The sequence below is a fragment of the Marinomonas sp. TI.3.20 genome, from assembly GCF_038155025.1.
Classification (GTDB): Bacteria; Pseudomonadota; Gammaproteobacteria; order Pseudomonadales; family Marinomonadaceae; genus Marinomonas; species Marinomonas flavescens.
In genome coordinates this window covers 1-26,856 of sequence record NZ_JBAKAS010000008.1, presented here as the reverse complement: position 1 = coordinate 26,856, position 26,856 = coordinate 1, and the positions used below count along the sequence as shown (strand labels likewise).

The 26,856-nt window shown below is 42.5% G+C and carries 23 protein-coding genes and 3 pseudogenes; 10 read left to right on the top strand and 16 right to left on the bottom strand.

Annotated features, from left to right (window positions below):
- Positions 1-59 precede the first annotated feature (59 nt).
- Positions 60-923, top strand: coding sequence for an isocitrate lyase/PEP mutase family protein (locus V6259_RS09770; protein WP_133011640.1), 864 nt, complete (start codon positions 60-62; stop codon positions 921-923).
- Positions 924-1,025: 102 nt separating this feature from the next.
- On the opposite strand, the gene dapA is transcribed toward V6259_RS09770, so the two are convergent.
- Positions 1,026-1,904 (bottom strand): 4-hydroxy-tetrahydrodipicolinate synthase, encoded by an 879-nt coding sequence (dapA, locus tag V6259_RS09765; protein WP_341584379.1) that lies wholly within the window; start codon positions 1,902-1,904, stop codon positions 1,026-1,028.
- A gap of 344 nt (positions 1,905-2,248) precedes the next feature.
- On the opposite strand from dapA, the gene V6259_RS09760 reads away from it, so the two are divergent.
- The gene (locus tag V6259_RS09760) at positions 2,249-2,863 is read left to right on the top strand and encodes a LysE family translocator (RefSeq protein ID WP_341584378.1); all 615 of its coding nucleotides are present in this window, start codon (positions 2,249-2,251) and stop codon (positions 2,861-2,863) included.
- Between the two features lie 130 nt (positions 2,864-2,993).
- Here V6259_RS09760 and V6259_RS09755 read toward each other — a convergent pair whose 3' ends face one another.
- The 7 genes from V6259_RS09755 to leuS all read right to left on the bottom strand — a co-directional run bounded on the left by V6259_RS09755 (position 2,994) and on the right by leuS (position 12,734).
- Positions 2,994-4,061 carry a polysaccharide lyase family 7 protein gene (locus V6259_RS09755; RefSeq protein ID WP_341584377.1) on the bottom strand — a complete coding sequence of 356 codons (1,068 nt, stop codon included), beginning with the start codon at positions 4,059-4,061 and terminating at the stop codon, positions 2,994-2,996.
- Positions 4,062-4,450: 389 nt separating this feature from the next.
- Complete coding sequence (locus V6259_RS09750; RefSeq protein WP_341584376.1) at positions 4,451-7,069, bottom strand: cyclic nucleotide-binding domain-containing protein; 2,619 nt, start codon at positions 7,067-7,069, stop codon at positions 4,451-4,453.
- A gap of 26 nt (positions 7,070-7,095) precedes the next feature.
- Positions 7,096-7,704 (bottom strand): flavin reductase family protein, encoded by a 609-nt coding sequence (locus V6259_RS09745; RefSeq protein WP_341584375.1) that lies wholly within the window; start codon positions 7,702-7,704, stop codon positions 7,096-7,098.
- Positions 7,705-7,819: 115 nt separating this feature from the next.
- Positions 7,820-8,479: a putative 2OG-Fe(II) oxygenase gene (locus V6259_RS09740; protein WP_341584374.1), complete on the bottom strand. Its 660-nt coding sequence runs from the start codon at positions 8,477-8,479 to the stop codon at positions 7,820-7,822.
- A gap of 175 nt (positions 8,480-8,654) precedes the next feature.
- Complete coding sequence (holA, locus tag V6259_RS09735) at positions 8,655-9,689, bottom strand: DNA polymerase III subunit delta (RefSeq protein WP_341584373.1); 1,035 nt, start codon at positions 9,687-9,689, stop codon at positions 8,655-8,657.
- A 24-nt stretch (positions 9,690-9,713) separates the two neighbouring features.
- Positions 9,714-10,232, bottom strand: a complete 519-nt coding sequence (locus tag V6259_RS09730) for an LPS-assembly lipoprotein LptE (protein ID WP_133011647.1) — start codon at positions 10,230-10,232, stop codon at positions 9,714-9,716.
- 63 nt (positions 10,233-10,295) lie between these two features.
- A complete protein-coding gene (leuS, locus tag V6259_RS09725) occupies positions 10,296-12,734 on the bottom strand; it encodes a leucine--tRNA ligase (protein ID WP_341584372.1) in 2,439 nt (812 codons plus the stop codon).
- Between the two features lie 154 nt (positions 12,735-12,888).
- On the opposite strand from leuS, the pseudogene V6259_RS09720 reads away from it, so the two are divergent.
- Positions 12,889-13,338 (top strand): annotated as a pseudogene (locus V6259_RS09720) (zinc ribbon-containing protein); the annotation flags it as partial.
- 56 nt (positions 13,339-13,394) lie between these two features.
- Here V6259_RS09720 and lnt read toward each other — a convergent pair.
- From lnt to miaB, 5 genes are read right to left on the bottom strand one after another with little or no spacing between them, the layout of a single operon-like run.
- A complete protein-coding gene (gene lnt / locus V6259_RS09715) occupies positions 13,395-14,996 on the bottom strand; it encodes an apolipoprotein N-acyltransferase (protein WP_341584371.1) in 1,602 nt (533 codons plus the stop codon).
- 2 nt (positions 14,997-14,998) lie between these two features.
- On the bottom strand, positions 14,999-15,862 hold the full coding sequence (locus tag V6259_RS09710; RefSeq protein WP_341584370.1) for an HlyC/CorC family transporter: 864 nt from the start codon (positions 15,860-15,862) through the stop codon (positions 14,999-15,001).
- 12 nt (positions 15,863-15,874) lie between these two features.
- Positions 15,875-16,339, bottom strand: coding sequence for an rRNA maturation RNase YbeY (ybeY, locus tag V6259_RS09705; RefSeq protein ID WP_341584369.1), 465 nt, complete (start codon positions 16,337-16,339; stop codon positions 15,875-15,877).
- Positions 16,339-17,385 carry a PhoH family protein gene (locus V6259_RS09700; RefSeq protein ID WP_133011653.1) on the bottom strand — a complete coding sequence of 349 codons (1,047 nt, stop codon included), beginning with the start codon at positions 17,383-17,385 and terminating at the stop codon, positions 16,339-16,341. The genes ybeY and V6259_RS09700 overlap by 1 nt, the downstream gene beginning before the upstream one ends.
- 12 nt (positions 17,386-17,397) lie before the next feature.
- Entirely contained in the window at positions 17,398-18,753 is a 1,356-nt protein-coding gene (miaB, locus tag V6259_RS09695) for a tRNA (N6-isopentenyl adenosine(37)-C2)-methylthiotransferase MiaB (protein ID WP_133011654.1), read from the bottom strand.
- 194 nt (positions 18,754-18,947) lie between these two features.
- Here miaB and V6259_RS09690 point away from each other — a divergent pair, with 194 nt between their 5' ends.
- Positions 18,948-19,631 carry a hypothetical protein gene (locus tag V6259_RS09690; protein WP_341584368.1) on the top strand — a complete coding sequence of 228 codons (684 nt, stop codon included), beginning with the start codon at positions 18,948-18,950 and terminating at the stop codon, positions 19,629-19,631.
- A gap of 27 nt (positions 19,632-19,658) precedes the next feature.
- On the opposite strand, the gene V6259_RS09685 is transcribed toward V6259_RS09690, so the two are convergent.
- Complete coding sequence (locus tag V6259_RS09685; protein WP_341584367.1) at positions 19,659-20,120, bottom strand: EVE domain-containing protein; 462 nt, start codon at positions 20,118-20,120, stop codon at positions 19,659-19,661.
- A 171-nt stretch (positions 20,121-20,291) separates the two neighbouring features.
- Between V6259_RS09685 and V6259_RS09680 the strand changes: the two genes are divergently transcribed.
- From V6259_RS09680 to V6259_RS09670, 3 genes are all read left to right on the top strand, one after another.
- Positions 20,292-21,263, top strand: coding sequence for a histone deacetylase family protein (locus V6259_RS09680; protein WP_341584366.1), 972 nt, complete (start codon positions 20,292-20,294; stop codon positions 21,261-21,263).
- A gap of 513 nt (positions 21,264-21,776) precedes the next feature.
- Positions 21,777-23,057 carry an alpha/beta hydrolase family protein gene (locus tag V6259_RS09675; protein WP_341584365.1) on the top strand — a complete coding sequence of 427 codons (1,281 nt, stop codon included), beginning with the start codon at positions 21,777-21,779 and terminating at the stop codon, positions 23,055-23,057.
- A gap of 173 nt (positions 23,058-23,230) precedes the next feature.
- Positions 23,231-23,353 carry a hypothetical protein gene (locus V6259_RS09670; protein ID WP_341584364.1) on the top strand — a complete coding sequence of 41 codons (123 nt, stop codon included), beginning with the start codon at positions 23,231-23,233 and terminating at the stop codon, positions 23,351-23,353.
- A gap of 86 nt (positions 23,354-23,439) precedes the next feature.
- On the opposite strand, the gene V6259_RS09665 is transcribed toward V6259_RS09670, so the two are convergent.
- A complete protein-coding gene (locus tag V6259_RS09665; protein WP_240536974.1) occupies positions 23,440-23,694 on the bottom strand; it encodes a hypothetical protein in 255 nt (84 codons plus the stop codon).
- A gap of 485 nt (positions 23,695-24,179) precedes the next feature.
- Positions 24,180-24,797 (bottom strand): MarC family protein, encoded by a 618-nt coding sequence (locus V6259_RS09660; protein ID WP_133010955.1) that lies wholly within the window; start codon positions 24,795-24,797, stop codon positions 24,180-24,182.
- A gap of 164 nt (positions 24,798-24,961) precedes the next feature.
- On the opposite strand from V6259_RS09660, the pseudogene V6259_RS09655 reads away from it, so the two are divergent.
- The 3 genes and pseudogenes from V6259_RS09655 to V6259_RS20040 all read left to right on the top strand — a co-directional run.
- A pseudogene (locus V6259_RS09655) lies at positions 24,962-25,487 on the top strand (IS5 family transposase); the annotation flags it as partial.
- 172 nt (positions 25,488-25,659) lie between these two features.
- Positions 25,660-25,979 (top strand): annotated as a pseudogene (locus V6259_RS09650) (IS66 family transposase); the annotation flags it as partial.
- 182 nt (positions 25,980-26,161) lie between these two features.
- Positions 26,162-26,365: an IS66 family transposase gene (locus V6259_RS20040; RefSeq protein WP_445928510.1), complete on the top strand. Its 204-nt coding sequence runs from the start codon at positions 26,162-26,164 to the stop codon at positions 26,363-26,365.
- Positions 26,366-26,856 lie beyond the last annotated feature (491 nt).

Below are 26,856 nucleotides of genomic sequence, written 5' to 3'. Positions count from 1 at the left end.
GAGTATAATCGCCGGAATCTTAGCCATATGTAATTTAGTGACACTTCAGGAGTAAATAAATGGCAACACCTTCTCAGCATGATTTGCGTAATGACTTTCGTGCCTTGCTACAAAGCGGTAAATGTTACTATACGGCATCTACATTTGACCCTATGTCAGCTCGTATCGCAGCGGACCTTGGCTTCGAAGTCGGTATACTAGGCGGCTCTGTCGCGTCACTTCAAGTATTGGCTGCTCCCGATTTTGCATTGATCACTTTAAGTGAATTTACCGAGCAAGCGACACGCATTGGTCGAGTGGCACGACTGCCTATTATTGCGGATGCGGATCATGGCTATGGTAATGCTTTGAATGTGATGCGAACTATCACTGAATTAGAGCGTGCTGGTGTGGCTGCTTTGACGATTGAAGACACGCTTCTGCCTGCTAAATATGGCCGTAAATCAACGGATTTAATTCCGCTTGAAGAAGCCGTCGGTAAATTGAAAGCCGCATTAGAGGCGCGTATTGATCCAGCGATGAGTATTATTGCGCGTACCAATGCGGGTCAGCTGACAATAGAAGAAACGGTGACGCGAGTTAAATCGTATCAAGCGCTTGGTGTGGACGGCATCTGTATGGTCGGTATTCGTAACTTTGATCATCTAGAAGCGATTACTCAGCACTTAACGATCCCAGTAATGTTGGTCGCTTACGATAATCCTGAGTTACGTGATCGTGAACGTCTTGCGGCGTGTGGTGTGCGTATTGTTGTAAACGGTCATGCTGCGTACTTTGCCGCGATTAAAGCGACGTATGATTGTTTACGAGAGCAACGAGGCATTGCAGAAGGGACGCTGAATCCATCTGAATTGTCTACTCGTTATTCTACGTTAGCAGAAAATCGTGCGTGGGCGAATAAGTACATGGATGTTCAAGAATAATCTACAGAATATTACTTTTTAGTAAATTCTCTGTGAGTAGAAAAGCCAAGGTTTGCAATATGCGAACCTTGGCTTTTTTATGCAGGTATCAAAGGATAACTGTTATTGTGTAATCAGTTCTAGCTCGATCATTGCTTGGCGAATGGTGGCTTTGCTACTGTCTTGTAAAGGTACAATAGGCAGGCGACATTCTTCTGAGCAAAAACCAAGTAGTGACATGGCGTATTTCGGGCCAGCTGGGTTTGGTTCAAGGAAAAGCGCACAGTGCAGGTTAAACAACTTATCTTGTAATTGAGCCGCTTCGGTGAACTTTCCTTCTCGGCAGAGGCGCTGAAGTGTAACCACTTGTTTTGGTGCCACATTGGATGACACAGAAATGCAGCCATTACCGCCACCAACGTTATAAGCAACGGTTGTTACATCGTCACCACTTAAAAAACTAAAAGGTTTGTTCACTAATGCTCGTTCACGAATAGGGCGAGTAAGATCCCCAGTCGCATCTTTAACGCCAATGATACGTGGCAATTCGGCTAAGCGCGCTAAGGTATTCACCTCAAGTCCAACAACCGCTCGCGGTGGAATGTTATACAGAACGATAGGTAATTTGCTGTTGTCATGAACGTATTTAAAATGTTCATACAAGCCCGCTTGGTTAGGTCGGTTGTAATAACCTGCCACATGAAGCGTTGCATCGGCACCTGCTTGATAAGCAAATTCAGAATAGTTCACTGCTTCAACTGGGTTGTTTGAACCCGCACCCGCTAAGACAGGGACCGCTTTATTGGTTTCTTCTACGGTGATTTCAATGACGCGTTTGTGTTCGTGTTCACTCAAAGTAGGAGATTCGCCAGTGGTGCCGACAGGAACGAGCCCATCGATACCTTGGTCTATTTGCCAGCGTACAATCTTGCGTAAAGCGTCTTCATCTAACTGACCATCATGAAAAGGAGTAATTAAAGCGGTTATTGCACCGTGGAACATACTGTTGCCTCATTAATAGTGGGTAAGCATGTCGCTGAAGAGGTGGTGAACCCGTCAGCGAGAAATGCTGCCGGGGATTTTTTATCTTACATCCACACGTCAGCGTTGCAGGGCTTCTTCGCCTTACGTTTATCGCCGTTGTGTTTCTTTAAGATTGAATCAAGCATAGTTCTAAATAGATCGTGTTGTGTATTTGATATTTAGCATGCTGCCGTTTTTGACGAAGAAGGTCAATACTCACAATTCAATTATCTAGGATTTAGAGACTAATGCTGGCAAAATAATGTCTTACAGTGTTTTTGTCCGATTTTATAAAGCGAAATTAAAATAACTAGAGAGTTCAGATGGATATAACGACGTGGTTATCTTTAGTCACTATTTGCATTATGGGAGCAATTTCTCCCGGCCCAAGCTTAGCCGTTATACTTAGAGTGACACTTTCTCAGTCTCCTTTGCACGGTGCAGTTGCTGCGTTAACCCATGGTTTTGGGATTGGTCTTTGGGCGCTTTTTACGATGCAAGGTTTGGCCTTGTTAGTAACAGAACACCCCAAAGCGTTTTATATTCTCTCAGTCGCAGGCGGTCTATATCTAGCGTGGTTAGGTATTAAATCGATTCGTTATGCTGGGCAAGGTGGGGAGATAGACACGGAAGTGATTAAATCTTCTTATTGGGAATCCGCTAGACATGGTCTTCTTATCGCGTTGATGAATCCGAAAGCTGGATTGTTTTTCCTTGCGCTATTTAGCCAATTTATTCAGGCTGATATGAGTGCTTATATTAAACTAGAATTATGGGCTACCGTTGTACTGATAGACAGTGGTTGGTATATTTTAGTCGCTCTATTACTGGCTGGTGGCCCGGTATTATCTTGGCTGCGTCGCCATATGGCTTGGGTTGATCGGGCGATGGGCTGCTTACTTATTGCCTTGGCTTTGAAAGTAATTATTGGCTCATAAATGCAGCGTTATAAAGAATAGAGAGTGATGGTGGTTTCACAAAAAAGGGACATTCAAATAACTGGATGTCCCTTTTTTAATGTGCCCGTTTAGGCCGTTACTTACTTCTATTTTGTGAGGCGTAACATCATTAGTTATTAGGTGGTGTTCCTGCGCTTAATTTGATCTTTGAAAAGGTGGCTTTATTATAATCGCCATTTTTTATATCGGTTGCAAAGTTTCCTGTGCCAGCACAGCCAGTGGACCAAAACCCTTTGCCACCTTTGACACTGCATTGGCCATAAACACCTGCTTTAAAGTATAAGGAGTCTCCAGCATAGCCATGAGGGTTATTTTTCGTATCTACTTTCCCATACGCATTAACGTTACTAGAAAGGTCAATTTGATACTTTACTGTTTTGTGTTTTTTGGTACTAAAAGTTAGGTAAGCCATGTTGCCATAAACATCGATGGTATAACTGAACTTTTCACCTAAAGCGATTCCTGACTCTTTTGGATCGTTCTTATTTTCCCAAGTATTCCCCCACACAGGATAAACAACATCTATACGATTTGGATCGTTTTTTGTTAGATTTCTCTCATTGGTCCAAAAAACAGACCCTGTTTTTTGACTAGGCCATTTTTTGTAAAATATTTTAATGGGTTCATTCCCATAACCGAAACCTGTTTTAGCTTTAATTTCAGCTGAGTTTTTATTCGCATGTATTTGGCCTACGACAAGGGAATAGCTTGGGTATTTTGATGGGTATTTTGAATGAATAGAAACATGATTCACTGCCAGTGTGGCTTCAAGTTTCCCACCAATAGAGCCAAACTGGTTAGCTTTAGGATTGACTTTTAATGAGAAGTTGTTCGCTGGCGCTTTTACATCAACATCGTAGTGAATGCCTCGATTCATCTGACGAAGCTCAGAGCGAGCATTTGATGATCCTGATGTGGTGATTGCTTTGTTTAGGACCTGAAAGACTAAATTATTATCTTTATCAAGATAGAAAAAATTAGGGTTCGAATAGCTCAAAAGAGCAACCCCTGTTATTTCATCTACTTTACCGTTCTTATCTTTATCCATTGGTAAGGTGATTTTCCAATGAGACATATCAAAATGGTCAGCTGGCACTTGAGGTGTTGTTTGCTCATGAGCCATAACATTCATCGCTGTACTGAAAAGTATAGGAATGCAGAGATATTTTCTTAACATGTGATTTACCTTTTTATTTTTGTTGGAATCAGAAAATTTCATTTAGTGCTATTTTTTATTGCCATAAAACAAGATTGTCATTACTGCAATACAGACAGTTGACTGATATTCATCATAGATAGGATCGACAATAAAAACAATATGATATTATAATAATACAATTAAATTTTACAAAAATTGTTACCGATAAAATGCGTTCACAGTTTCGTGGTATTTATTGCTAGCAATCTAGTTGGCTAGTAAGGGTGTTTTTTGTTGGATTAGGGAGGGGGATTTGAACGATTGAGCGAAAAGGATTAAATAACCTACATAATGGCTATTTAATCCTATGCTACTGATAGCGTGAGAACACAACGGCTTGAGTTGTCGTTAGCTATTCTTGGTTCGTATTATTTTTTATCAAAAATGAAGCCTTCTAAATTTAGTAAATGCTTGGTCCAAATCTCATAGGCTTTATTGTTCAAGTGCAGTTTATCCCCTTCAAATAACGTCTCTTTCATTTCTCCTTGCTTATCAAGCAATGTTGAGAAGAGGTCTATGTATTTCGTATTGGGACGAGTAATGGCCAGTCTTTCTAACTGTAGATTGGCTTTTTCGATCGTTTTGCGCATTTTTGTCCGTGCTGGACTGCATTTAATGCTGATTAACGTCACAGGAATGCCGGGAAGGTATCGATCGATTTTTTGTAATAAATCAATGTATAGCTCGGTTACTTTGTTGCTGTCACAATGATTGCCAATATCATTGTCTCCCGCATAGATAACCATAGAGCGTGGGTTATGAGGCAAGATAATGCGCTCAAAATAGTACACGCAAGCTTCTAATGTTGCTCCACTAAAGCCAAGGTTAATGGCGTCTTTAGGGTGAAAGTGTTCATCAAAATCATGCCATAGGCGCATGGTAGAAGAGCCATAAAATGCGACCGGACGATCTTTGTAAATTTGATGAGCGGTACGGAATTCTAATTCTCGTACATCCGATTCGAATTCGACATCGAGCTGATTTAAGCTCATGACATTAGAGCGATAACCGGCACGGCCACTAAGAATCGGATACTGACGAATTTCACGAGATAACTCAACAGCTTCGCTGACATAGCCTCGGTATTCTTCTTGGTACTCAATTAAAAACAAGGCCAGTGCTTCTTTATCTTTATAGTCGACGCGTTCAGACAGTTTAAACGCTGGCTTAATGATAACGGTATAAAGGTTGTGATCTGCACGACGATCAAAGTTTGCCACGACAATAGGAACGATCCAAGGCTCTTCTGCTTCCAGTGAACCTGCTAGTTCAAAAGCGTGTGGTAAGAAAGCACCAGGTGACTGATGGGTACCGTAACTAGTGCCTTCGGGTGAAATCATCAAAGGATAGTTGTGGCGCAATGTTTCCTGGGATTCTTTAATAAACTGATCGTATTCTGGTGTGTCTTTTGCCAGTGTTTGCCAGCTATCGACAAACACATTACCAAAACGCTCATAGTAATCATCTCGCCAAAATTCATTTTCTCCGCTACGACGGACGATTCGTTGGCCGGAAATCCCATACTCTTTATCAATGACCATGGTGCTAATAAACTGAGCGTCCATTGAAAAGCGAAAGCCATTCGGTAATCGGTTGGTTGGTGAGCCAAGTAAATGGTTATGGATAAACAAGCTACCCGCTTTTTTGGGCAGGTTTTCAAGCCCTTTTATAACATAAGGAACCTGCTTAAACGCCTGTTTAAATTGCTCGGTACCGAAGCGCCTTACATCCAGCGCCGTAGTGTCTTTTGGCAACGCATTAATGTTGTCATACGCTTTTTGGAGATGACGATAAAAAGCGTTTTCGCGCTGTAAATCCTTGAGAATATCTAAGCACATGCCTGCAATGGTTCTTTCTAACACACTGCCGAAATGGAGGCTTTTATATAGAACACCAAAAGCGGAATCGGTCGTAATGGCGCTTTTTAGTAATTCGCTCACTTTATAAAGGGGTGAACTTACTGGGAGTGTCGCCGCATTTTGATCAATGACATTGCTTACCGCGAGTGCTTCGTCATTGGCGATTTGTGATAAATAACGCATTCTAGCTGCCAGTAGGTGGGTTCCTACTAACCATATTAAGCGGTATAGATATTTCACAGAGAATTTTGGGTCTTCTGTGAAGATCGATTGTAACTTTTCTTTTGGTATAAACAGAATGCTGCTATCACGAGAAGAAATAATAGAGGTTCTATTTTTGAGTTCACTGCCCGGTATGCACCAAGCTAATACCGTTCCGGCCCGAGCGATCGATCGGGTAGTAATAATGTCACCATTATCAGTCTGGTAGCTGATGATCGCCTTACCCTTGATTAGAAAATACAGTCCATCAGGGCACTGATCCTGCTGACAAATAATATCGCCTTGGTGGGCTAATAAAATGGAAGCATTTTTGGCTAAGGCATGAATTTCGGCTTGGGTAAATTTTTCACAAAATGCCGCATAGTTTAACAGCGCAATAGACTCTTTTAATGATTGAGTTTGCTTGTCTGGGTTGGTAAACGGACGAGTTTCGTCGAACGCCAGAGACTCGTTAGAAAAATAAGGGCGAGTCTTATTTTGAACCGTGGCTAATACAGGTAAAGATTGCTCATAGACAAAGCGCAAGAATAGATTTGCAAAGTTAAGGTCGCTTTCAAGTATCTTATTGAGTTCAACAATTGGCCAAGCTAGCAGTATAGATGACTTAGTTGCTTGAAATGTCGTGGCATAACGAGAAGGGTGGCGAAAAGCCGACCAACCTACTGGTGCGTATTTGTCATTGATTAAGCTAACATTGTAAGATTTACCTTGTTCCTTTAATGGAATCGAAATGGCAATTTCTCCCTCTAGGAGAAAATACAGTGACTGGCCTATTTCGAATTGTTTAGCGAGTACTTCTCCTGCTTCGAGATGTTTGAAACTGGCGATGTTAAGCAATGAGGTGTGAAGCTCTGCACTGACGTTTGCCATAAACGGCAATGCTTGTATTTGTTTGCTGATATCCATTGTTATTACCTCGGTTCTTTTGGCCCTTATGCAGGGCGTTTGATCGTCAGTGTTTGGCCAATCAGTGCATAATCGTTGCCGCCAAGACGGCTAAGTGGATTAAGTTTTGTACTGCTGATTATGTTACGCCCGTTGTCCTGTTTTAAGATGTTATCGTCTACATATAAATTCAAAATTTCTAAATAACAGGCGCTAAATGACGATGCACCAATAGATTGTATATCATAAAGGCGACAGTGCATGGCGACTTTTGCGTCACTAATACGTGGCATATTTTCGGTAAAGTCAGACAGCGTCAGCCTTGCGTCATCTAACTCAGAATCACCATACTCTAATGTTGCTGCACTGCTATTGACGGCCTCAATTTGCTCACCACTAGGAATATGTAAGACGCATTCCCGCTCACGGATTAGATTTAATTTGGTGTCTTTTTGGATGTCTGCTGACTTATTACCAATGGAAACCACAAGTAATGCTGGGTCAGGACTGATAGCAGAGAAGAAAGAAAAAGGGGCGACATTATACGACTTGTTTTCATTGCGAGTCATAATCCAAGCGATGGGCCTTGGCGTAACCGTTTGGGTGATCAAGTGGTAGCGGTCGCTGCCACTGAGTTGATCGAATTGAAAAAGCATAAACCTTCCTATTAAATCAAAAATATATGCTAGTTAAATTACTACAAGTGTTGGTCGCTTGTGAATGCCTGATTGGTAACTTATTGGAATTACTTGCCTTAAAAATGGGTTGAAACTAGTAAAGCTCGATAATGCAATTGAATGCGATGACAACGCGGTCTTTATCACCAAAATATGGCAAAGCTGAATGTTTTAAGTAAGAAGGAAAGAAGACAATTTGTCCTTCTACTGGGGTGAAGTCCCAAACCCCTTGTGCGCCTAAATACGCAGTGCCAGGGTCGGTATAATGCTCTGCGTTGATACGCGGATCATAAAAACGATTTAACCCGCCATTACCTGCACTTGCCGCATCGCCAGGTTCTAGATAATAAATGCCGCACCAAGAGCAATTCGGATGCGAATGCACATCATGGTAGCCGCCTTTTTGCGTAACGTGATACCAGGACTCAATAATGTGAGCGTCTGCAGTGGCATCTTCAGGCCAAAATGAGTGGTTTAAACTTGCTGCGACTTCTAAGGTTAGCTCTTCCAAAATACGTTTGGTTTCCATCACAGTCGGATCTTCTTGGTCTAGAAAATCCAAGGTGCTCTCGTGCATAGCGTGTTTTGCTGTTGGGGCTACTAGGCTGTCGATGGCTGTTTTTTGCGCGTCTTTTTGTTGGTAGATTAGATCCAGTAATGCATCTTTTAAAAACTCATGGTCTGGGAGCTGGCTCACAAATAAGGGGGTATTCCAGACATTTATCTCTTCTAAAACAATGGGTTCATTATTCATTCTATTTTACCTAGCGCGCATGGGCAGTTTATAAACGTAGTGTATGAAGGCGATTCGTGAGCATGTCGCATGATAACAGGCTAGGGGAATAAATGAAGTCTATCAAAGCGGTGCTGCTGAGATTAATCGTTTTGCATTGGGTGAATTTTAAACAATGTGCTTTTATTTACGGTTACTAGTAGGTGGGCAGATCTAATTCAGTGGTGGTTGGTTTGTAACCGCAGAACATCATCACCAGATTGCGAAATCCTGTGTCTAAATCCGGACCCTCTAGTCCTTTAATGCGCTTATCCATTAAGGCCAAATAGTTTTGGATATAGGGCAGGGTGCCTCGGTTATGACGTGACATGGCGCTTTCATAAAAAGGGATGCGTTTATCCCAGATTTTTTGGGATTGGCAGGCTTGTCGTAAATTGCTGGTTTGCATGGCTTGAAGTAACGCAACGAGTGTTTGCGTTTCGCGATTAAATAGCCAAAGAATAATATTGGCTTCAATGCCTTCTCCCAATAACTGACTTAAGCAATGCATGGCTTCTTTGGTTTTACCCATTAAGATGCGATCACTTAAATCGTAAATGGAGTAGCGGCTGCTGTCTGCCATCGACTCAGCCACTTTTTCAGCGTCTATCTTAGTGCCAGTGCCATGTATGAGTGCTAGCTTTTCTAGCTCTTGAGAAAGGGCGAGTAGATTGCCTTCACCGCGTTCGCAAATAATGCTAGCAGCGTCGCGCGTCAAGGATAGATCGAGTGCCTGGGCTCTTTGTTGAGCCCAAGCAGGAAGTCGACTGGCGTCAATTGGCCAGATTTGCACAAAGACACCCTGAGACTCTAGTTGTGTGAACCATTTGGCTTTTTGGGTGCGTGCGTCAATCTTCGGTAACGTCAATAATATGGTGTTATCAGGAGTAAGGGATTGAGCCAGTTGGGTAAGGGCTTTGGTGTGCTTTTCGCCCATTTTATCGATCTGTATATCAAACAAACGTTGATTAGAAAATAACGATAAACTCTGGTTTTCGTTAATCACATCTTGCCAGTCAAACTGGGCATCAGCGACAAACCGCAAGCGCTCATTAATACCTGCAGATTGTGCTGCTTTACGGATGCTATCAGCCGCTTCTTGAATTAATAATACCTCGTCCCCTGAAATAATATACAGAGGAGCAAGGTTTTTATTGAGCTGCTGAGGCAGTTGATCTGCTCTTACTTTCATTCGTAAATTGGCCTGTTGGCGTAATTATTTTAGAGGCGCATAGCCTAGATCATAGATGAGTTGATTTGCTAGATCTTCGCTCATTTGTTCTTCTTTCGATTTATTGTATGCCGCCTTGGTGCTTTCTTCTGCATTTTGGTTCGCTAACGTTTTGGTTGTACTGACGGTACGTGGGCCATACAGAGATTTACCATCGGCTTGGCGAATAAAATAGTTGGTGCTTAAGCGACGTTCGATTTGGGTGATATCATTCGACGAGTTACGTGCGAGTACAGTATCTGCATTAGTTAGTTCATTGACTTTTAACTCAAGGACATTAGCGCCAGCAGCTTCTGGTGATACGACGGTAATTCCAGCACGGGTGAGGGCAATACGTAAGGCGGTATTGAATGCATTGGATTTTGATTCAGAGACTAGCGTAATGGTTTTTAGTGATTGAGGTATGTTGACTTGGCCGCGCAAATGAAAGCCACAAGCGGTAACGCTAAGGGCGATGAAGGCAAGAAAAAGATAACGCGATGTTTTGTTAAATGACGCTAGCATATCCATGATCTCTTATTCAGTAAGAATGAAAAGGGATGGCGACGCCATCCCTTTGGGAGCGTATTAGTTTGCGACTATATTGACCAAACGGCCAGGCACAACAATCACTTTACGAACCGTCTTTCCTTCAAGGAACTTAGCCACACCAGGGTGTGCTAATGCTTCTGCCTCAATCGTTTTACTATCCGCACTGGCCGATACCGTTAATTCAGCACGCTTCTTACCCAGAACTTGAACAACGATGGTCAATTCGTCTTTGATCAAGGCGTCTTCGTCCAGTGTTGGCCAAGGTGTATCCACAACATTACCTGTGTGGCCAAGATCTGCCCACAGCTGGTGTGAAATGTGCGGTACGATAGGAGACAACAACAAGGTGGCGGCTTCTAACGCTTCTTGAACCACCGCAAGCCCCAATGGAGAATTGTCTTCAAACTTACTGACTTCGTTGCAAAGCTCCATCACGGCGGCAATCGCGGTGTTGAAGGTTTGACGGCGTTCAATATCGTCAGTGACTTTTTGAATCGTTTCATGGGTTTTACGGCGCAGCGTTTTTTGTGCACCGTTTAGTGCTGCAATGTCTAATTGTCCAATCTCACCTGCATTGGTATGACGGTAAGACAAAGCCCATAAGCGACGTAAGAAACGTGACGCACCATCAACACCGGCATCGTTCCACTCTAGAGATTGCTCTGGTGGTGCGGTAAACATGATGAACAAGCGCACTGTGTCAGCACCGTATTTCTCAATCATTTGTTGAGGGTCAACGGTATTGCCTTTGGATTTAGACATCTTAGTGCCGTCTTTGTTAACCATGCCTTGGGTTAATAGACGTTTGAACGGTTCGTCAGAATTTACTAGACCCGCATCGCGCAACAATTTATGGAAGAAACGCGAGTACAGCAAATGCAAGATTGCGTGCTCTACACCACCTACGTATTGGTCAACAGGTAGCCAGTAATTGGCTTCTTCTGTCAGCATGGCGTCTTTTGAATCTGGGCAGCAGTAGCGAGCGAAGTACCAAGAAGATTCCATAAAGGTATCAAAAGTATCCGTTTCGCGTTCTGCTTCTTCGCCGTTGAACATAATAGACGAGAAGTCTGGGTTGTTCTTGATAGGGGAATTAACACCGTCCATCACTACGTCTGTTGGCAACACAACAGGAAGTTGATCTTCTGGTACAGGGACCACAGAACCATCTTTTAGGTTGATTGTTGGGATTGGCGTCCCCCAATAACGTTGGCGACTAACGCCCCAGTCACGTAGACGGTAATTGACTTTTTTCTCGCCAATACCATTTTCTGTCATCCAAGCGCAAATAGCATCGAACGCGTCTTTAAACGTCAAACCATTGAATTCGCCAGAGTTACAAAGTTCGCCTTTTTCAGTAAACGCTTCTTTCTCTAGGTCAGCAGCATCGCTTTGAATAACTTGCTTGATTTCTAAACCATATTTTTTCGCAAATTCGAAGTCACGCTGATCGTGGGCAGGTACCGACATAACCGCACCAGAACCGTATTCCATCAACACAAAGTTGGCAGCGAAAACAGGAACGATATCGCCAGAAATAGGGTGGACAGCTTTAAAGCCCGTATCCATGCCTTTTTTCTCAACAGTCGCCATGTCGGCTTCAGTGGTCGACATCAACTTGCTTTCAGCAACGAAATTAGCCAGCTCAGCGTTATTTTCAGCGGCTTCTAGAGCCAGTGGGTGTTGAGTCGCGACGGCAACATACGTTACCCCCATGATAGTATCTGGGCGAGTGGTATAAACAGAAAGGCGTTCTTCTTTGCCTTCAACCGCGAAGCTGAATTCTAGCCCTTCAGAACGGCCAATCCAGTTACGCTGCATGGCTTTTACTTTTTCTGGCCAGCCATCCAGTTGATCAAGGTCGTTTAACAATTCTTCGGCGTAATCTGTGATACGGATAAACCACTGAGAGATTTCTTTTTTCTCAACGGTAGTGCCACAACGCCAACAAGCGCCATCTTCTACTTGTTCGTTAGCCAATACGGTTTGGTCTTCAGGACACCAGTTCACTGCTGCAGTTTTTTTGTACGCTAAGCCTTTTTCTACTAGCTGAGTGAAAAACCATTGTTCCCATTTGTAGTATTCTGGGGTGCAAGTCGCGATTTCACGATCCCAATCGTAACCAAAGCCAAGTTCTTTTAGTTGGCCTTTCATGTAGGCGATGTTTTCAGTGGTCCATTTTGCTGGCGCAGTTTTGTGCTTGATCGCTGCGTTTTCTGCAGGCAGACCAAAAGCATCCCAACCCATTGGTTGCAAAACGTTTTTGCCTTGCATACGCTGGTAACGAGAAATAACATCACCAATGGTATAGTTACGCACGTGACCCATGTGTAGACGGCCGCTTGGGTAAGGGAACATAGACAAACAGTAGAATTTTTCTTTGTTTGTATCGGCGACAGCTTTAAAAACTTTGTTTTCATCCCAAAATGATTGAGCAGCTTGTTCAATTTGCTGAGGATTATATTGTTCTTGCATGATGTTTTATGGTCCCGTAAAAGGCGTTAGGTTGGTCTTGTCTACACAATCGTCTCCAAGTAAGGAAACATAAAAGAATTACATTAAATGTTTGCGCAGAGCCCAACAGAGTCTAAGAATATTCGCTATTTTATAGAGATGGAGCTCTAATGAGAAGGCACATAGAAGGGGAGTTATGAAAACAATGAAAAAAGATCATAAAAATGAGCAAAACAACACGGATCTAGTCGAGGAAGCACGTAAAACATTGCAAGGTGCGAAAGATTGGTTGTTAGATGATGTATCCCTGATGAAAGCCTATTGGGATGATCAAATGGGTTATACCGAAGCGTGGGTAGATGCTAACTGGCATCTTGTCATGGACGAAGGGCAAGACTTTATTGATGAGCTTGATAATAAAGAAGATGTGGCGTTGTTGTGGTTAATCAATCACGCGAACAACAATCCTGTGCCTTTAGAGAAATGTCATGTGGCTGGTGAAAAGGCAAGCGCTGGGGTTTATCACTGTATGTCTTGTGGTCACGATAATGTACTGGAAAAAGATGGGATTTTATCAACCTGTGAAATTTGTCATTATGGTTTGATGTCGACCCACCCACTGTAGAACGGTCAAGTAAGGCTGGTAAATTCACAATTGATTTAACCAGCCCTTGAGTGCGCTTATGTATAGATTCGTCTTTTAAGATGGCTCTTTTTTTCACTGATTAGTCTTTTACTAATGATTCTATTGCTTGCATAAGACAAGATAAAACCGATGAAAAGTAATAGCAGGACAGGCCAGTAACCCCATTGGACATAAGGCGTCAGTCCTTTAAATGTTTTCACATCAGAAGTCAGTGTTGTTCTTTTGAACTGCGGCGCTTCGCTTACTATTTTACCATTTTCATCAACAATCGCAGACACCCCGGTATTGGTTGATCGAATCAAATACCGCCCTGTTTCTTTTGCTCGAAATTGTGCGATTTGTAAGTGTTGCCAAGGCCCGATAGAAGCGCCAAACCAACCATCGTTACTAATGGTGATTAGAAAATCGCTATCGTGGACTCGTTTGCGTACTTGTTCTGGATACACGATTTCGTAACAAATAAACGGCGCGGCTTTCCATGGTCCAACGTTTAGGTCTGGTTGATGCTCTTTGCCAGGAGAAAAAGAAGACATCGGCATACCGAAAATATCTAAAATAGGGCCAATAATAGAAGAAAAGGGTATGTATTCGCCAAAAGGCACTAGGTGGCGTTTATAGTAAAGGCCATGCCCATTTCCTGTTGCCCACATTGCGTTGTAATAGGTTTTCTTTGTTGTATCATAATCTGGAACGCCAGTAATTAACGTGGTGTTTGAGTCGACAAGTTCTTTTCTAAAAGGCGCAAGGAATGGTTTCACTTGTTGGTAAAGATAAGTGATTGCCGTTTCTGGCCAGACCACCAAATCACTGTCTAAATGCTCTTGAGTCGCTTTTTCATAATATGCTAGAGATTCAGAGGCCGTACTTCGTTGCCATTTTAGATCTTGTGCCACATTGCCTTGCACCAGTGTTGTTTTAATCGTACCAGTCTGTGTGACCCATTTTTCAGGAAAGTAATGCAGGTACAGGCCAGATGACCAAGCTGCAATCATAATGATGATCAGCGCAGCATGGCTATGATTGCTAAACAAGCGGCCAGGAATAAGACAAGCGGTAATAACAACAATGGCGCTGGTTAGCCAAATCCCCCCAATAGGCAATAATTCATACAGCCATGTTTCTTGGATTGAATAGCCGGGTAAAAGCCAAGGAAAGCCAGTAAATAAATGGCTTCGCGCAAATTCACCCAATAGCAGGCTAAAAGCAATCAGCAGGGCAGGAGGGATGTTCTTAAAACGTTGTATTAAATACCAAGACAGGCACGCAGAAAGAGACCAAAAAGCAGTGATGACTAAGACAAAAAGTAGCGTAATAAGCGTTGCGACAATATCGCCCACTTGCCCATAAGTATCAATGCTAACAAAAACCCAAGAAATACCCGCACCAAAGAAGCCTAAGCCTACAGAAGTGCCGCGCCAAAAGGCTGTTTTTGCCGTTGAACTAGAAATAACTAAGGTGGTGAACGCAATCAGTGTAACGAAGTAGCTAGGCCAAAAGTTATACGGTGAAAAACTGGTAATGCCAATAGCACCAGCCAGTAGGCCAATAAGGAAAATAATATAAGGGGAGCCATTTTGAAGAAAGCGAGGGCGTTTCCGCCCCGCTTTAGTGGTTAAGTCGGGGTGGATATCAGCCATTATTATTCCGTTGTTTCAGGTGTTGGGATAGTTACTTGAATGGTTTTGACGCGTCGGCCATCGGATTTCACAACATGAAAATGAAGATCATTGAACGTGATTTCTTCGCCACGCACTGGCACATGACCAAATTGCTGTACGATAATGCCGCCAACGGTATCAAATTCTTCTTCACTTAGTTCAATTTTAAAGAACTCATTGAAGTCTTCGATAGTGCATAATGCCGGTACAAGAAAAACATTCTTTTCATCCGTTGTTTGGATGTCTTCATTTTCTTCACGATCGGTTTCATCTTCGATTTCGCCGACAATTTGTTCTAGCACATCTTCAATGGTAACCAAGCCAGAGACACTGCCGTATTCATCAAGAACAAGTGCCATGTGATAGCGCTTGGTTCTGAAGTCATTCAGTAGCACATTCAGACGTTTGCTCTCTGGGATGAAGTTTGCTGGACGCAGACGTGAAAGAATATCTTCAAGAACGATATCTTCATCTTTAAACAACAAAGGCAGTAAATCTTTTGCGAGGAGAACACCCAGAATTTCATCAGGCTCTTCACCAACAACAGGAAATCGAGAGTGAGAAGAGTCGATAACTTTTCGAATCGAGGTTTTTGGATCATCTTCAGATTTGATGATCACCATTTGCGATGGTGGAATCATGATGTCGCGAGCTTGTACTTCAGATACTTCTAAAGCACCCTCTACGATAGTAAAGGCATCGCGGTCTATAATGTCCGATTTTACGGCAGCTTCCAGTAATTTGACGATATCTTCTCGGCTACGAGGTTCGTCATGAAATGCTTGTGCTAATCGCTCAAACCAAGATTTATGATCGTTGGAATTACTCGATCGGTCTTCACTCATGGGGTTGTGAACTCACTCTTTTATCAAATAGGGGTCGGATATGCCTAGGGAAGCAAGCAATTGCGTTTCTAATGCTTCCATTTCTTCTGCTTCATCATCATCTATATGGTCATAACCACGTAAATGCAATATGCCATGAATTGTTAAGTGTGCCCAGTGATCTAAAGCAGTTTTCTGTTGCTCTTCTGCTTCTCGGTTAACCACTTGAGTACAAATAACCAAATCACCAAGCAGCGGCACGTCTAAATCCATTGGCGCTTCAAAGGGGAAAGACAGTACATTAGTTGATTTGTCTTTGCCGCGATACTCACTGTTTAAGGCAAGGCTTTCTTCTTCATCGACAAGGCGAACCGTTACTTCGAACTCATCACCAATGGTCGGCAAAGCGACTTTTATCCAGCGTGAAAAATCCTCAAAACTAGGAAGATTGTCGGTGGCTAGTGTCGCAATTTGCAGATCTAACTCTAAATCAGCCATTATTCTTTATTACCCTGTTGCTCAGCTTGTGCTTGAAGGCGAGCTTCGGTACGTGCTTTTTTCTCTGCTTCTTCTTCCACATCAAAGCGCTCATAAGCCTCAACGATGCGTTGAACAATCGGATGACGAACAACGTCACCAGCACTGAAATGGGTTAAACTAATACCGTTTACGCCACGTAATACATGCATTGCGTGGGTAAGACCAGAATTTGTTCCGCGCGGTAAATCGACTTGTGAGGTGTCGCCAGTGATCACGGCGGTAGAACCAAAACCGATTCGAGTGAGAAACATTTTCATTTGTTCACGTGTTGTATTTTGACTTTCATCAAGAATAATAAACGCATTATTAAGTGTTCGACCGCGCATAAATGCAAGAGGTGCCACTTCAATGATGTTTTTCTCAATGAATTTTTCTACCAATTCAAAACCGAGCATCTCATAGAGAGCGTCGTACAATGGGCGTAAATATGGGTCTATTTTTTGTGATAAATCACCGGGTAGAAACCCCAACTTTTCGCCTGCTTCAACGGCAGGACGAACGAGCATAATACGCTCTACACGCTCTGCTTCAAGTGCTTCTACCGCACAAGCCACAGCAAGATATGTTTTCCCTGTTCCAGCCGGACCAATACCAAAGTTGATGTCGTTCTTGCGAATCTCGCGTACATAGCCTTGCTGGTTTTCGCCTTTTGGCTTGATAAACGCTTTACGCGTTTTAACAACCAACTGATTACTTTGGCTTTTTGAGCTTTTAGTAAGGGACTCAATGGTAGATTCTTGCAGGTAAAGATGAATGCTTTCGGTGGTTAATACCGATTCTGCCAACGCTTCGCGATACAAGTTTTCGATTAGCGTTTTAGTGGCAGCCACGCGTTCTGCGTCATCGCCTGAAATATTGAATAATTCACCACGATAATGAATAGAAACATCAAGACGGGCTTCAATAAGTTTAATATTTTCGTCAAGCTGACCACACAAAACGGCCAAGGCCGAAGCTTCGGCCGGCGCTAAGCGAGTTTGTTGTGTTATTTGTGTTGTTTCCAAGAGTTACCTAATTTATTGAAGAGTGAAATCAGAATCAAGTTCGGAGCTAATCAATTCACCAAGTAGGGAATTCGGATAAGCGTCTGTGACGACCACATCAGCAAATTTACCAATAAGTTGAGGGTCAGAAGCACGGAAATTCACAATACGATTGTTTTCGGTACGACCTTGTAGCTGACCTGGATCGCGCGGTGAATAGCCACTGATCAAGATGCGTTTAACTTCCCCAACCATTGCCAAACTAATGTCATAGGCTTGCTGGCTAATACGGCGCTGCAGGATAGAAAGACGTTCTTTTTTCACGTCATCAGGCGTGTCATCTTCTAAATTAGACGCCGGTGTGCCTGGGCGCTGGCTATAAACGAAGCTGAAAGAGTGATCAAAGCCAATTTCTTGTATCAAGTTCATGGTATCCATGAAGTCGTCATTGGTCTCTCCAGGGAAGCCAATGATGAAGTCAGAAGATAAGCTGATGCCAGGACGCGCTTCTTTGATTCGGTTGATTTTATCAATATAGTATTGACGGTCATGGCCGCGCTTCATCGCACTTAAAATACGGTCAGCACCACTTTGCACAGGCAAGTGAAGGTGGCTAACTAATTTAGGCTCATTACGGAAGGCTTCAACTAAACTGTCAGTAAATTCAACAGGATGAGAGGTTGTAAAACGAATACGCTCAACGCCATCGATTTGTGCAACAGCATGAATAATATCAGCTAAATCCGTTTCGTCACCGTCTTCATTTTCACCACGGTAAGCGTTTACGTTTTGACCCAAAAGATGAATCTCACGAACGCCTTGCTCTGCAAGCTGAACGACTTCTACTAATATGCTTTCGAATGGGCGACTAACTTCTTCGCCACGCGTATAAGGCACTACGCAGAATGTGCAGTATTTACTGCAACCTTCCATGATAGAAACAAAGGCTTCTGCACCATCAACACGAGGAGCGGGTAGATGGTCGAATTTTTCAATTTCTGGGAAGGTCACATCAGTAATAGGGATGTGCTTACCCGCAGCATTCACCATTTCTGGTAATTTATGCAGCGTCTGTGGTCCAAAAATCATATCAACGTGTTTGGCGCGCTTACGAATAGCATCGCCTTCTTGGCTAGCTACACAGCCGCCAACACCAATCACAAGGTCTGGATTTTTAAGTTTTAGCTTTTTCCAGCGACCAAGTTGGTGATACACCTTATCTTGTGCTTTTTCGCGGATGGAGCATGTGTTTAGAAGCAGAACGTCTGCTTCCTCTGCGTTGTCTGTTAGTTCCATCTCATGACTTTCGCCAAGTAAATCCGCCATACGAGAAGAATCGTATTCGTTCATTTGGCAGCCGTGAGTTTGGATAAAAAGTTTTTTTGCCATGTAACCTATAAACCTAAAAAAGAGTTCGTCTAATCGACTTTGTCCCCATTATATTGGGGATTTAGTCTGAATCACAGTGGTCTCGAACATTCCGAGCGTTTTAAGTCGAAATAGTTCGTCAAGAAAGACTCATCTGCTTTGCTTTATTTGCCCTACAATGCCACAGTTACGGGCTGTCTAGGCAAGGAACCTATATGAAGTATCTGTTTTCAATATTCATTTTTTTTAACATCTTCCACAGTGTGGTGTGGGCGGATGACGAAGCGCCTAATTTCGAACTTGGTTTGGGCGCAGGGCTATTAAACAGTAAGGCGCTGTTTAATATTGATGTCATGCTTAATATACCCTTAAGTGAGGAGTATTCCACACAAGTGTTGCTAAACAGTAACTATTTAATTACGGGGTCATCAAAAGACAGCTTTGCACAGTCTGAATTGTCTTCTAATTGGTTTGCTCGTAATCAATACGGCCGCCTTGGTGTTGGTATCGGGCTTTCTGAACTTAAACCCAAAGATGAAAATAAAGAGTCTGAGCGAAGCGTTATTGGTCGAGGGATGGCCGATGTGTTTTGGGGTTCTGTTACTTTAACGGGCAATTATACTTCTTATAAAAATACTTTGAGTAACATTAGTAGTACACGAGTTGGTGCGAGCTACTATTTGACGGATAATCAACGTATTTCCTTATACCGCGAACATTATAATGACGAAGCGGCTTGGCGATTTGAAACCTATTATCAGCCGGAAAAGTATAAGCAGCTTGGTAGTGTCGGGATCATTGTACGATCTGGTGAGCGAAACGACTATTTTGGTGTTGTCGCGCGTTACTACTTTGATAAAGCCGTCTCGTTAAAAGTGCGTGAAAGGCGTTATCACTGAATATAAAGCGCTGGCCTGCTAGTCTGATTAGGCATAGTGAGTGGTACTGATGATATGCTGAAACTCATTTTTTTGAATGGGCATGACAGACAAACGGCTGCCTTTTTTGACTAACAGCATCTCGGCTAATGCTGGATCTTGCTTTAGGGTGCTTAATGGAATGAGCGCAGGGAATTTCTCGACCAACTCAATATCCACCATAAACCAGCGCGGACTTTCTGGGGTGGATTTAAGGTCGAAGTAAGCACTGCTTGGGTCCCAACTCGTGTGATCTGGGTAAGCGCAGCGAGTGACTTTTGCAATGCCGACAATCCCCGCCGGTTTGCAACTCGAATGATAAAAAAAGACAAGGTCATCCACCTGCATCTCTTTCATAAAATTACGTGCTTGATAGTTTCGAACACCATCCCAAGGAGAAGCTCCCTGTCTTATTAGATCGTCTATTGAAAACGCATCTGGTTCAGATTTCATCAACCAATAGTTTGGCATGTTTTCCTCGTATGTATCTCGATAACGGATATAACTCAGTGTTGTTTTGCATGTTATCGGGAACTATCACATTAATCTAGGCTGGCTATTACCCTAAAGAGATGGTAGCGCATCGCTCTTGATTCTTGATAGCATGGTTTTTTTTGATGTTTTAGAGTTTCCCTACTTTCTATGACCAACTTCCTTTCGGTAAGCAATGTCGTGCCAGTCAGCCATAAAGCGCTCCCATTGGTGTTTCACTCTAACTACAGTATTCCGTTTCCTGCGGGGCATCGTTTTCCTATGCATAAATTCAGGCTGCTTGCCGAGACATTACGAGAGCTGGGAATATTGACTGATGAAAATGAACATCAACCAGCGCCACTATCATTAACAACATTGATGCAAGCCCACGACAAAGGCTATGTACAACGATTTATTCGTGGTGAATTAACCGCTCAAGAGATCAAAAACATTGGCTTACCTTGGTCTGAGTGGTTGGTTGAGCGGACCTTGCGCGCAGTTTCAGGAACGATATTAACCAGCGAGTTGGCATTGCAGCATGGTCTGGCTTGTCATCTTGCAGGCGGGACTCATCACGCGCACCCTTCTCACGGAGCGGGCTTCTGCATTTTTAATGATTTAGCGGTTGCGGCACTGGCGTTAGTCAATTCTGGTAAAGCGAAAAAAATTCTCATTTTAGATTGTGACGTGCATCAAGGGGATGGCACCGTAGCCTTCTTTCAAGACCGTACCGACATAATCCCTGTTTCTTGGCATTGTGAAGAAAACTACCCCAGTGTGAAGCAAACAAAAGGCATCAATATCGCGATTCCAAAAGGTGCCGATGACGAATGCTATTTGTCTATTCTGCAAAATACCTTACCGAGCTTGCTTGCTGAGTATCAACCGGATTTCATCTTCTATGATGCTGGAGTTGATGTGCACAAAGACGATCGATTAGGTTACGTCAATCTGACGGACAGTGGCGTGTTAGCACGTGATCGCTATATGATCGGCACCTGCATTGAACAAGGTTTGCCAGTGGCGTGTGTGATTGGTGGTGGCTACGATCGACAAGAAGAGCGTGTCGCGTGGCGTCATAGTTTATTGCACCAAGCGGCAGCTCAAGTCTGGGAAGAGAATAGTCTTTCATCTTCGTAAGCTTTGTATTCACTCACGCAGCATTTTTTTGCACAGGCCCGTTAGTTAGAAAAACACGCCCAATAGTAATGAATAAAAACAGGTAAAAAGCTTAGGCGGGCAGCATTGGATAATAAAACTGATAATTTTGTGACGCTGCTGAAAGACTCCAGCGGTGGATCGATAGAGTTTTTCTGAGGTAAATAAATATTATATTTAGGAAGTGGCATCCCCGCGACCTAACCATTTGCGCTTGAACCAACCCCTCAACTAGTAAAATCCTGAATTCGTTTAAAAATAAAGTACTTATCTGCCATAAAACACAGGTTTCTTAGTGTGTAATAACGTCGTTGCTTCATAGTCAAAACGATGAGAGTTTTTTAAAGGTTCCACTTTTGTGTATGAGGTTATGGATAAATAACTCTCCCCATCCAATCTCAGTTTGAAAATAATTTTTCGCTAATGTTATCTTTTACGTAATTTGGTAGGGTGATAAAGTCAACAAAATAATAAAGACAAAAATTAAGGATGAGTATGTTTAAAATAATGTTGTTCTCTTTATCAACTATTATATGTTCACAACAGGCAATCGCTTCAGTTCCGCCAACGCCTGAGCAGTTATACACTAACGTTCCATCAGAAATGAGCCCTGATTTGGCAAAAGCAGGGGGGTATAGCGTTGGTGTAAGAACAATGGAAATAACGGATAAAAATTATTACGACCCGTTTACTAATGCAGACAACAAGACAAGAACGCTGAAACTAGAAGTTTGGTATCCAGGTAGTGAAAAAGTAAATAGTAATAATGCCACTACGTATGACAATGTAACTCGATCAGGGCAACCGTTTTCAATTATCGCAAATGCCGTTAGAAATTCAGCGGTTGTTAATACGGCAGGAAAATTTCCACTTATCATTCTTTCTCATGGGTATACTGGCTACAGAACAATTATGTTTTATTTAGGTGAGCACTTAGCATCTAACGGGTACATAGTAGTAGGTATTGATCATACCGACTCAACAAATGCAGAAGTCGATTTTAAATCATCCCCCTATTCAGGATTTCCAAGCACTCTAATAAACCGGTCTAGAGATCAAGAGTTCACTAAAAAGTATTTCAATCATAATAAAACATTTCTTTCAGGGGTACTTGATACACAGAAATCCGGTTTAATTGGATATTCTATGGGAGGGTATGGCGCTATAAAATCAGCAGGAGGTTGTTATCATTTTAGCGATCAAAATATAAACAAATTTATGGGTGTTAAAGATATAAAAGTAGCCAATGATATTAAAAACCTTCTGAATAAATGCCCTTCTGAAAAACAGCGTACGAGTCACTGGGATGCTGTGATAGCCATGGATCCATGGGGTGAGGCATATCGTTTGTTTTCACTGGATAGTTTGGCAAAAATAACAACGCCACTATTGTATGTTGCTGGTGATCTTGATGATGTGGCTGACTATAAAAGTATTGTAAAACTGTATAACAATACTGGCTCAAAAAATACTTTCTTGCTGACTTATGAAAATGCTCGACATAATACTGCCCCTCACCCAGCGCCGGCTATAGCGTATAAAAATGCATTTGATTTAGGGCATTACGACGAACCCACTTGGGATACTCAAAAATTAAATACTATAAACAAACATTTTGCTTTAGCGATGATGGATTGCTACGTAAAAAATATCGCTAAACAGTGTAAATATTTATCACTATCTGAAAGATCTAATGCAGATGAAGACCACCCATGGTTTGGTTTTGATAAGCGCTATTCTGTTGGTATGGAATGGAAAAGTAAGATGGGTCATTAAGTTAACGCTTTGCCAAAAATATTTAAAATAAGCATGGATACTCTAATAAACCGCCATTCAGCTTGTTACATTTAACGAGACGATTGGCTAGATTTAGCTAGGACAGGCATCTTTAAAATTTATTAATAACAAAGAGTTGGGGGTGCCTCTCCTAATAAACAGGTGTACAAGGTTTGCCAGTAGCGTGTGTTATTGGTGGTGGCTACGATCGACAAGAAGAGCGTGTCGCGTGGCGTCATAGTTTATTGCACCAAGCTGCAGATCGAGTCTGGAAAAAAAGATTTCTGTCATGCTAGTGGTGTTGGTATAAAGCGTACTTTGAACAGGTCTGCATGAAGAGAGTGTCATTTGAAAGCAACGGCTGCGGACGATCGAGTTGTTCTTAGTTCATCGTGCGATATTTTAAAATAAGACTGATTATTTCATGGTCACTGCTTGTTGATTCTAACGATTTATCAATGGATATTCTCTGTGGTAAATAAATATTAAACTTAGAACGCAACACCGCCGCCACCTGGCTATCAGCAGTCGGATCAAAATCTTTTCCAGCGAAGTTTTGAATTCGCTCAAAGATATAGTTTTTATCTTTCATATAAGGTATTTCTCTTGTTTGACATAAGGTTGTTGCTCCAATCATAAATACAGTTAAGGCCTTTCTAAGAAAGCGTCTTTGTAGTGTGGAGTTTTGGGATAAAGTAGCGAAGCGTATTCAGAATGGAGTGTAACAAACACCATCCTTTAGATATGTAGTTCTAATGTACAATATAGGAACGTCAACTACTATGATAAACAGCAATGTATAGATCAACATCTTACATCATAACACCGTCAGCTGATTACTTTAATTTGATTAAAATTGGTATAGATAGGGTAAAAGATAAGGGAAGAGCGCTCAATAGTCTATTTAGTGGGTAAATAACACCACAGCTACCTCAAAATTGTAACAAGCCCATGAGGCTTGGTGATTTTTAGGTAAGATCAATTGGTGCTTTTGATGAGGTAGGCGGTGCTTTCGAAGGGAAGCCATGGTTGAGCTGGCGATGTGCCAGCAGCGTATAAAAGTCAGTGAATCCCAATTCTCCACCTTCTCGTTAAAGATTATTGACTAGGCTTTGAGTCGTTTTAGCTCATGGCTTTGACTACTTCGGTAACGCCAGCGATTGCCATTTGCATGCCTATGACGGCCAGAATTAATCCCATTAGACGAGTGACGATATCGAGTCCGCTTTCTCCTATGAGTGCCAAAATACGTGAGCTGAACACAAAGCAGAAAAAAGTGATGATGCATAAAACGGCGAATACCGACAATGTTACTAATATGCCGGTTAAGCCGCCTGATGAGGAGTAATTCATTGCGGTAGCAATGGTGCCGGGGCCAGCAAGCAGTGGCACAGCCAAAGGCGATACGGCGATGTCTGCTTCTTCATGCTGTTCAGCGGAATGCATTTTAGAGGTGCGTCCATTAAGCATGTGATAACCGACTAGAAACACCAGAATGCCCCCCGTTATCCTCAATGCAGAAATGGTAATGCCAAATAAATGAAAGATGGCTTTGCCAAGTAGAGCAAAAGATAAGATGACGATGAATGTAATGATCAATGCTTTTGCGGCGATTTTGACTTGTTCGGCTTTGCTTTTGTCTCCGGCTAAGCCCGCGAAGGCTGCCGTGTTTGCGATCGGGTTCATTATGGCAAAAAAACCTAAAAAAACGGTGATCATTTGCGTATACAGATCGCTCATATAGTTATTATTCCATTGATGGCGCTAACGCGCTTGTGAGTCAGTTGTGTTGCCATGTTACTACTAACCATTTGTGAGCCGCAAGAACGCCCCTTGCGGCTAGGGAGCATGCGAATAAGTCCTACTCATGAGACAATTCATTTTTAACCTTCGAGTATTTCCATGTTGACGCGACTATTATTGAGGCGGCCAGCTTGACCAAAAACAAGACAAAGAGACCCTGAAATGAATCAGACTCAAAAAGGAAATTAATGGCATTTTGGAATGAAAGCGCATATTAGCGTCGATGCCCGAACAGGCTTAACACATAGTTTAAGTACAACCGCAGCGAACATTCATGATCTTAATGAAACAGCAAATCTTCTTCACGGAGAAGAGTATTTTATCACAGCGGATTCTGGTTACCGTGGCGCGCAAAAAAGAGAAGAACTAAAGCATGTAAAAGCCAATTGGTTGATTTCAGAAATGCAGAGCAAAATAAAGGCTTGGAGCAAGCATCCAAGAAAGAATAAACAACCTATTCGAACGAAAGTAGAGCATCCGTTTCGAATCATTAAGTGTCAGTTTGGGTTCAGAAAAGCGATCTATCGAGGAGTTGCTAAAAATGACAATAAGCTGGCAATGTTATTTGCTCTTGCTCTTGCTAATGTAGTTCGAGTGGATCAAATGATACGAGCAGCGAGGGGTTAATCCGTTTAAAAACCACTAAACAAGGTTTAATTATCTTGTTTAGTGGTAAAAAAGTAACAAAGCAGCCATATTACTGACTGCCATGGGATTTTTTAGAACCTTAAGGCGAGCAGCTCTACTTGATCGCATGTTCCTTAGACAAATCTGCATAACAGGTCCTGCCGGCCTCTTGCTTGGAAAAGCGATTCAATACAATCTGAATCAATGGGACAAACTCACCACTTACCTCCAAGACGGTGATATTAATATCGACAATAACCGAGCAGAACGCGCGATCAAACCCTTCGTGATTGGCCGTAAAAATTGGTTGTTCTCAAACACCGGCAATGACGCCAATCCAGCGCGATGCTTTACAGCATTATCGAGACTGTCAAAGCGAATGGGCTGATCCCATCCGACTATCTGGTGATGCTGTTTGAAAAACTGCCGTTATTGGCCGATGAAAGTGACCAGAAAGAAATAGACAGCTTACTGCCATGGAACATCAAATAGAGACAACGGAAAGGACTCTTTACAGCATCCTTGTCGCGCGGAGATCATCCTGAAGGCTTTAACAATCCCTTGCTCTCTGTCTACACATAACCCTAGACCAGCTTCTCGTTTTACGCCAATAACAAAATTAAAAAAGTGAGTTAATTTAAGCCTATCTTGGTGGTGATGGCCGGACGCTTACACTGTTATACGACTTCCAGCCCACACGAAGTGCTCAATGTTCCATCGATTTTTTACAAGGGTTCGATGGGTATCTGAATGGAGATGGCTACCAAGCCTACGAATCGACCAAGGCAACGCTTGCCGGTTGCTGGACCCACGCACGCCGAAAATTATTGAAGTGGAAAAAGGCATGCCCAAAGGGAAACCGGGCAAAGCGACAGTAGCGATCAATCATTTTAAAAAACTATATGTCGTCGAAGTCTTAGCCAAACAGCAAGGGATGGCTGAAGAAGCCCTTCACATCCGACAAGATATTAGCAAAGTACAAAGTGTGGCTGGAGAAGTCCGCTCAACAAGTGCCGCCAAAAACACTCTTAGGCAAAGCTATCCAATATAATCTCAATTAATGGGACAAACTCACCTTTAGACCATAGCAATAGCTAAAAAAACAACGAGAAGATATAGACACTAAGCATGACTTCTAGAGCCTGCAGCGGTTTGAAATGTAGATAGATAAGCAAGATGAAAGGCAGAAAACCTAACATAAAAAAAAGCCCCGTTTAAATAATAACGAGGCTAATGTAGATCAACGCAGATTAACGCGTAGTCATAAGAGTCGTAAGCTAAGCTTTAAAGCTCCGGCAAAGGCACTATCAACATTGGGATATGTGAGTGGCTTAACACATTCTTAGCAACACTACCCAAGAAGGTTTGA

Excerpts from the sequence above, each read along its gene's own strand:
- V6259_RS09770 (WP_133011640.1), top strand. The coding sequence starts at position 60 with ATGGCAACACCTTCTCAGCATGATTTGCGTAATGACTTTCGTGCCTTG.
- dapA (WP_341584379.1), bottom strand. The coding sequence starts at position 1,904 with ATGTTCCACGGTGCAATAACCGCTTTAATTACTCCTTTTCATGATGGT.
- V6259_RS09760 (WP_341584378.1), top strand. The coding sequence starts at position 2,249 with ATGGATATAACGACGTGGTTATCTTTAGTCACTATTTGCATTATGGGA.
- V6259_RS09755 (WP_341584377.1), bottom strand. The coding sequence starts at position 4,061 with ATGTTAAGAAAATATCTCTGCATTCCTATACTTTTCAGTACAGCGATG.
- V6259_RS09750 (WP_341584376.1), bottom strand. The coding sequence starts at position 7,069 with ATGGATATCAGCAAACAAATACAAGCATTGCCGTTTATGGCAAACGTC.
- V6259_RS09745 (WP_341584375.1), bottom strand. The coding sequence starts at position 7,704 with ATGCTTTTTCAATTCGATCAACTCAGTGGCAGCGACCGCTACCACTTG.
- V6259_RS09740 (WP_341584374.1), bottom strand. The coding sequence starts at position 8,479 with ATGAATAATGAACCCATTGTTTTAGAAGAGATAAATGTCTGGAATACC.
- holA (WP_341584373.1), bottom strand. The coding sequence starts at position 9,689 with ATGAAAGTAAGAGCAGATCAACTGCCTCAGCAGCTCAATAAAAACCTT.
- V6259_RS09730 (WP_133011647.1), bottom strand. The coding sequence starts at position 10,232 with ATGCTAGCGTCATTTAACAAAACATCGCGTTATCTTTTTCTTGCCTTC.
- leuS (WP_341584372.1), bottom strand. The coding sequence starts at position 12,734 with ATGCAAGAACAATATAATCCTCAGCAAATTGAACAAGCTGCTCAATCA.
- lnt (WP_341584371.1), bottom strand. The coding sequence starts at position 14,996 with ATGGCTGATATCCACCCCGACTTAACCACTAAAGCGGGGCGGAAACGC.
- V6259_RS09710 (WP_341584370.1), bottom strand. The coding sequence starts at position 15,862 with ATGAGTGAAGACCGATCGAGTAATTCCAACGATCATAAATCTTGGTTT.
- ybeY (WP_341584369.1), bottom strand. The coding sequence starts at position 16,339 with ATGGCTGATTTAGAGTTAGATCTGCAAATTGCGACACTAGCCACCGAC.
- miaB (WP_133011654.1), bottom strand. The coding sequence starts at position 18,753 with ATGGCAAAAAAACTTTTTATCCAAACTCACGGCTGCCAAATGAACGAA.
- V6259_RS09690 (WP_341584368.1), top strand. The coding sequence starts at position 18,948 with ATGAAGTATCTGTTTTCAATATTCATTTTTTTTAACATCTTCCACAGT.
- V6259_RS09685 (WP_341584367.1), bottom strand. The coding sequence starts at position 20,120 with ATGCCAAACTATTGGTTGATGAAATCTGAACCAGATGCGTTTTCAATA.
- V6259_RS09680 (WP_341584366.1), top strand. The coding sequence starts at position 20,292 with ATGACCAACTTCCTTTCGGTAAGCAATGTCGTGCCAGTCAGCCATAAA.
- V6259_RS09675 (WP_341584365.1), top strand. The coding sequence starts at position 21,777 with ATGTTTAAAATAATGTTGTTCTCTTTATCAACTATTATATGTTCACAA.
- V6259_RS09665 (WP_240536974.1), bottom strand. The coding sequence starts at position 23,694 with ATGATTGGAGCAACAACCTTATGTCAAACAAGAGAAATACCTTATATG.
- V6259_RS09660 (WP_133010955.1), bottom strand. The coding sequence starts at position 24,797 with ATGAGCGATCTGTATACGCAAATGATCACCGTTTTTTTAGGTTTTTTT.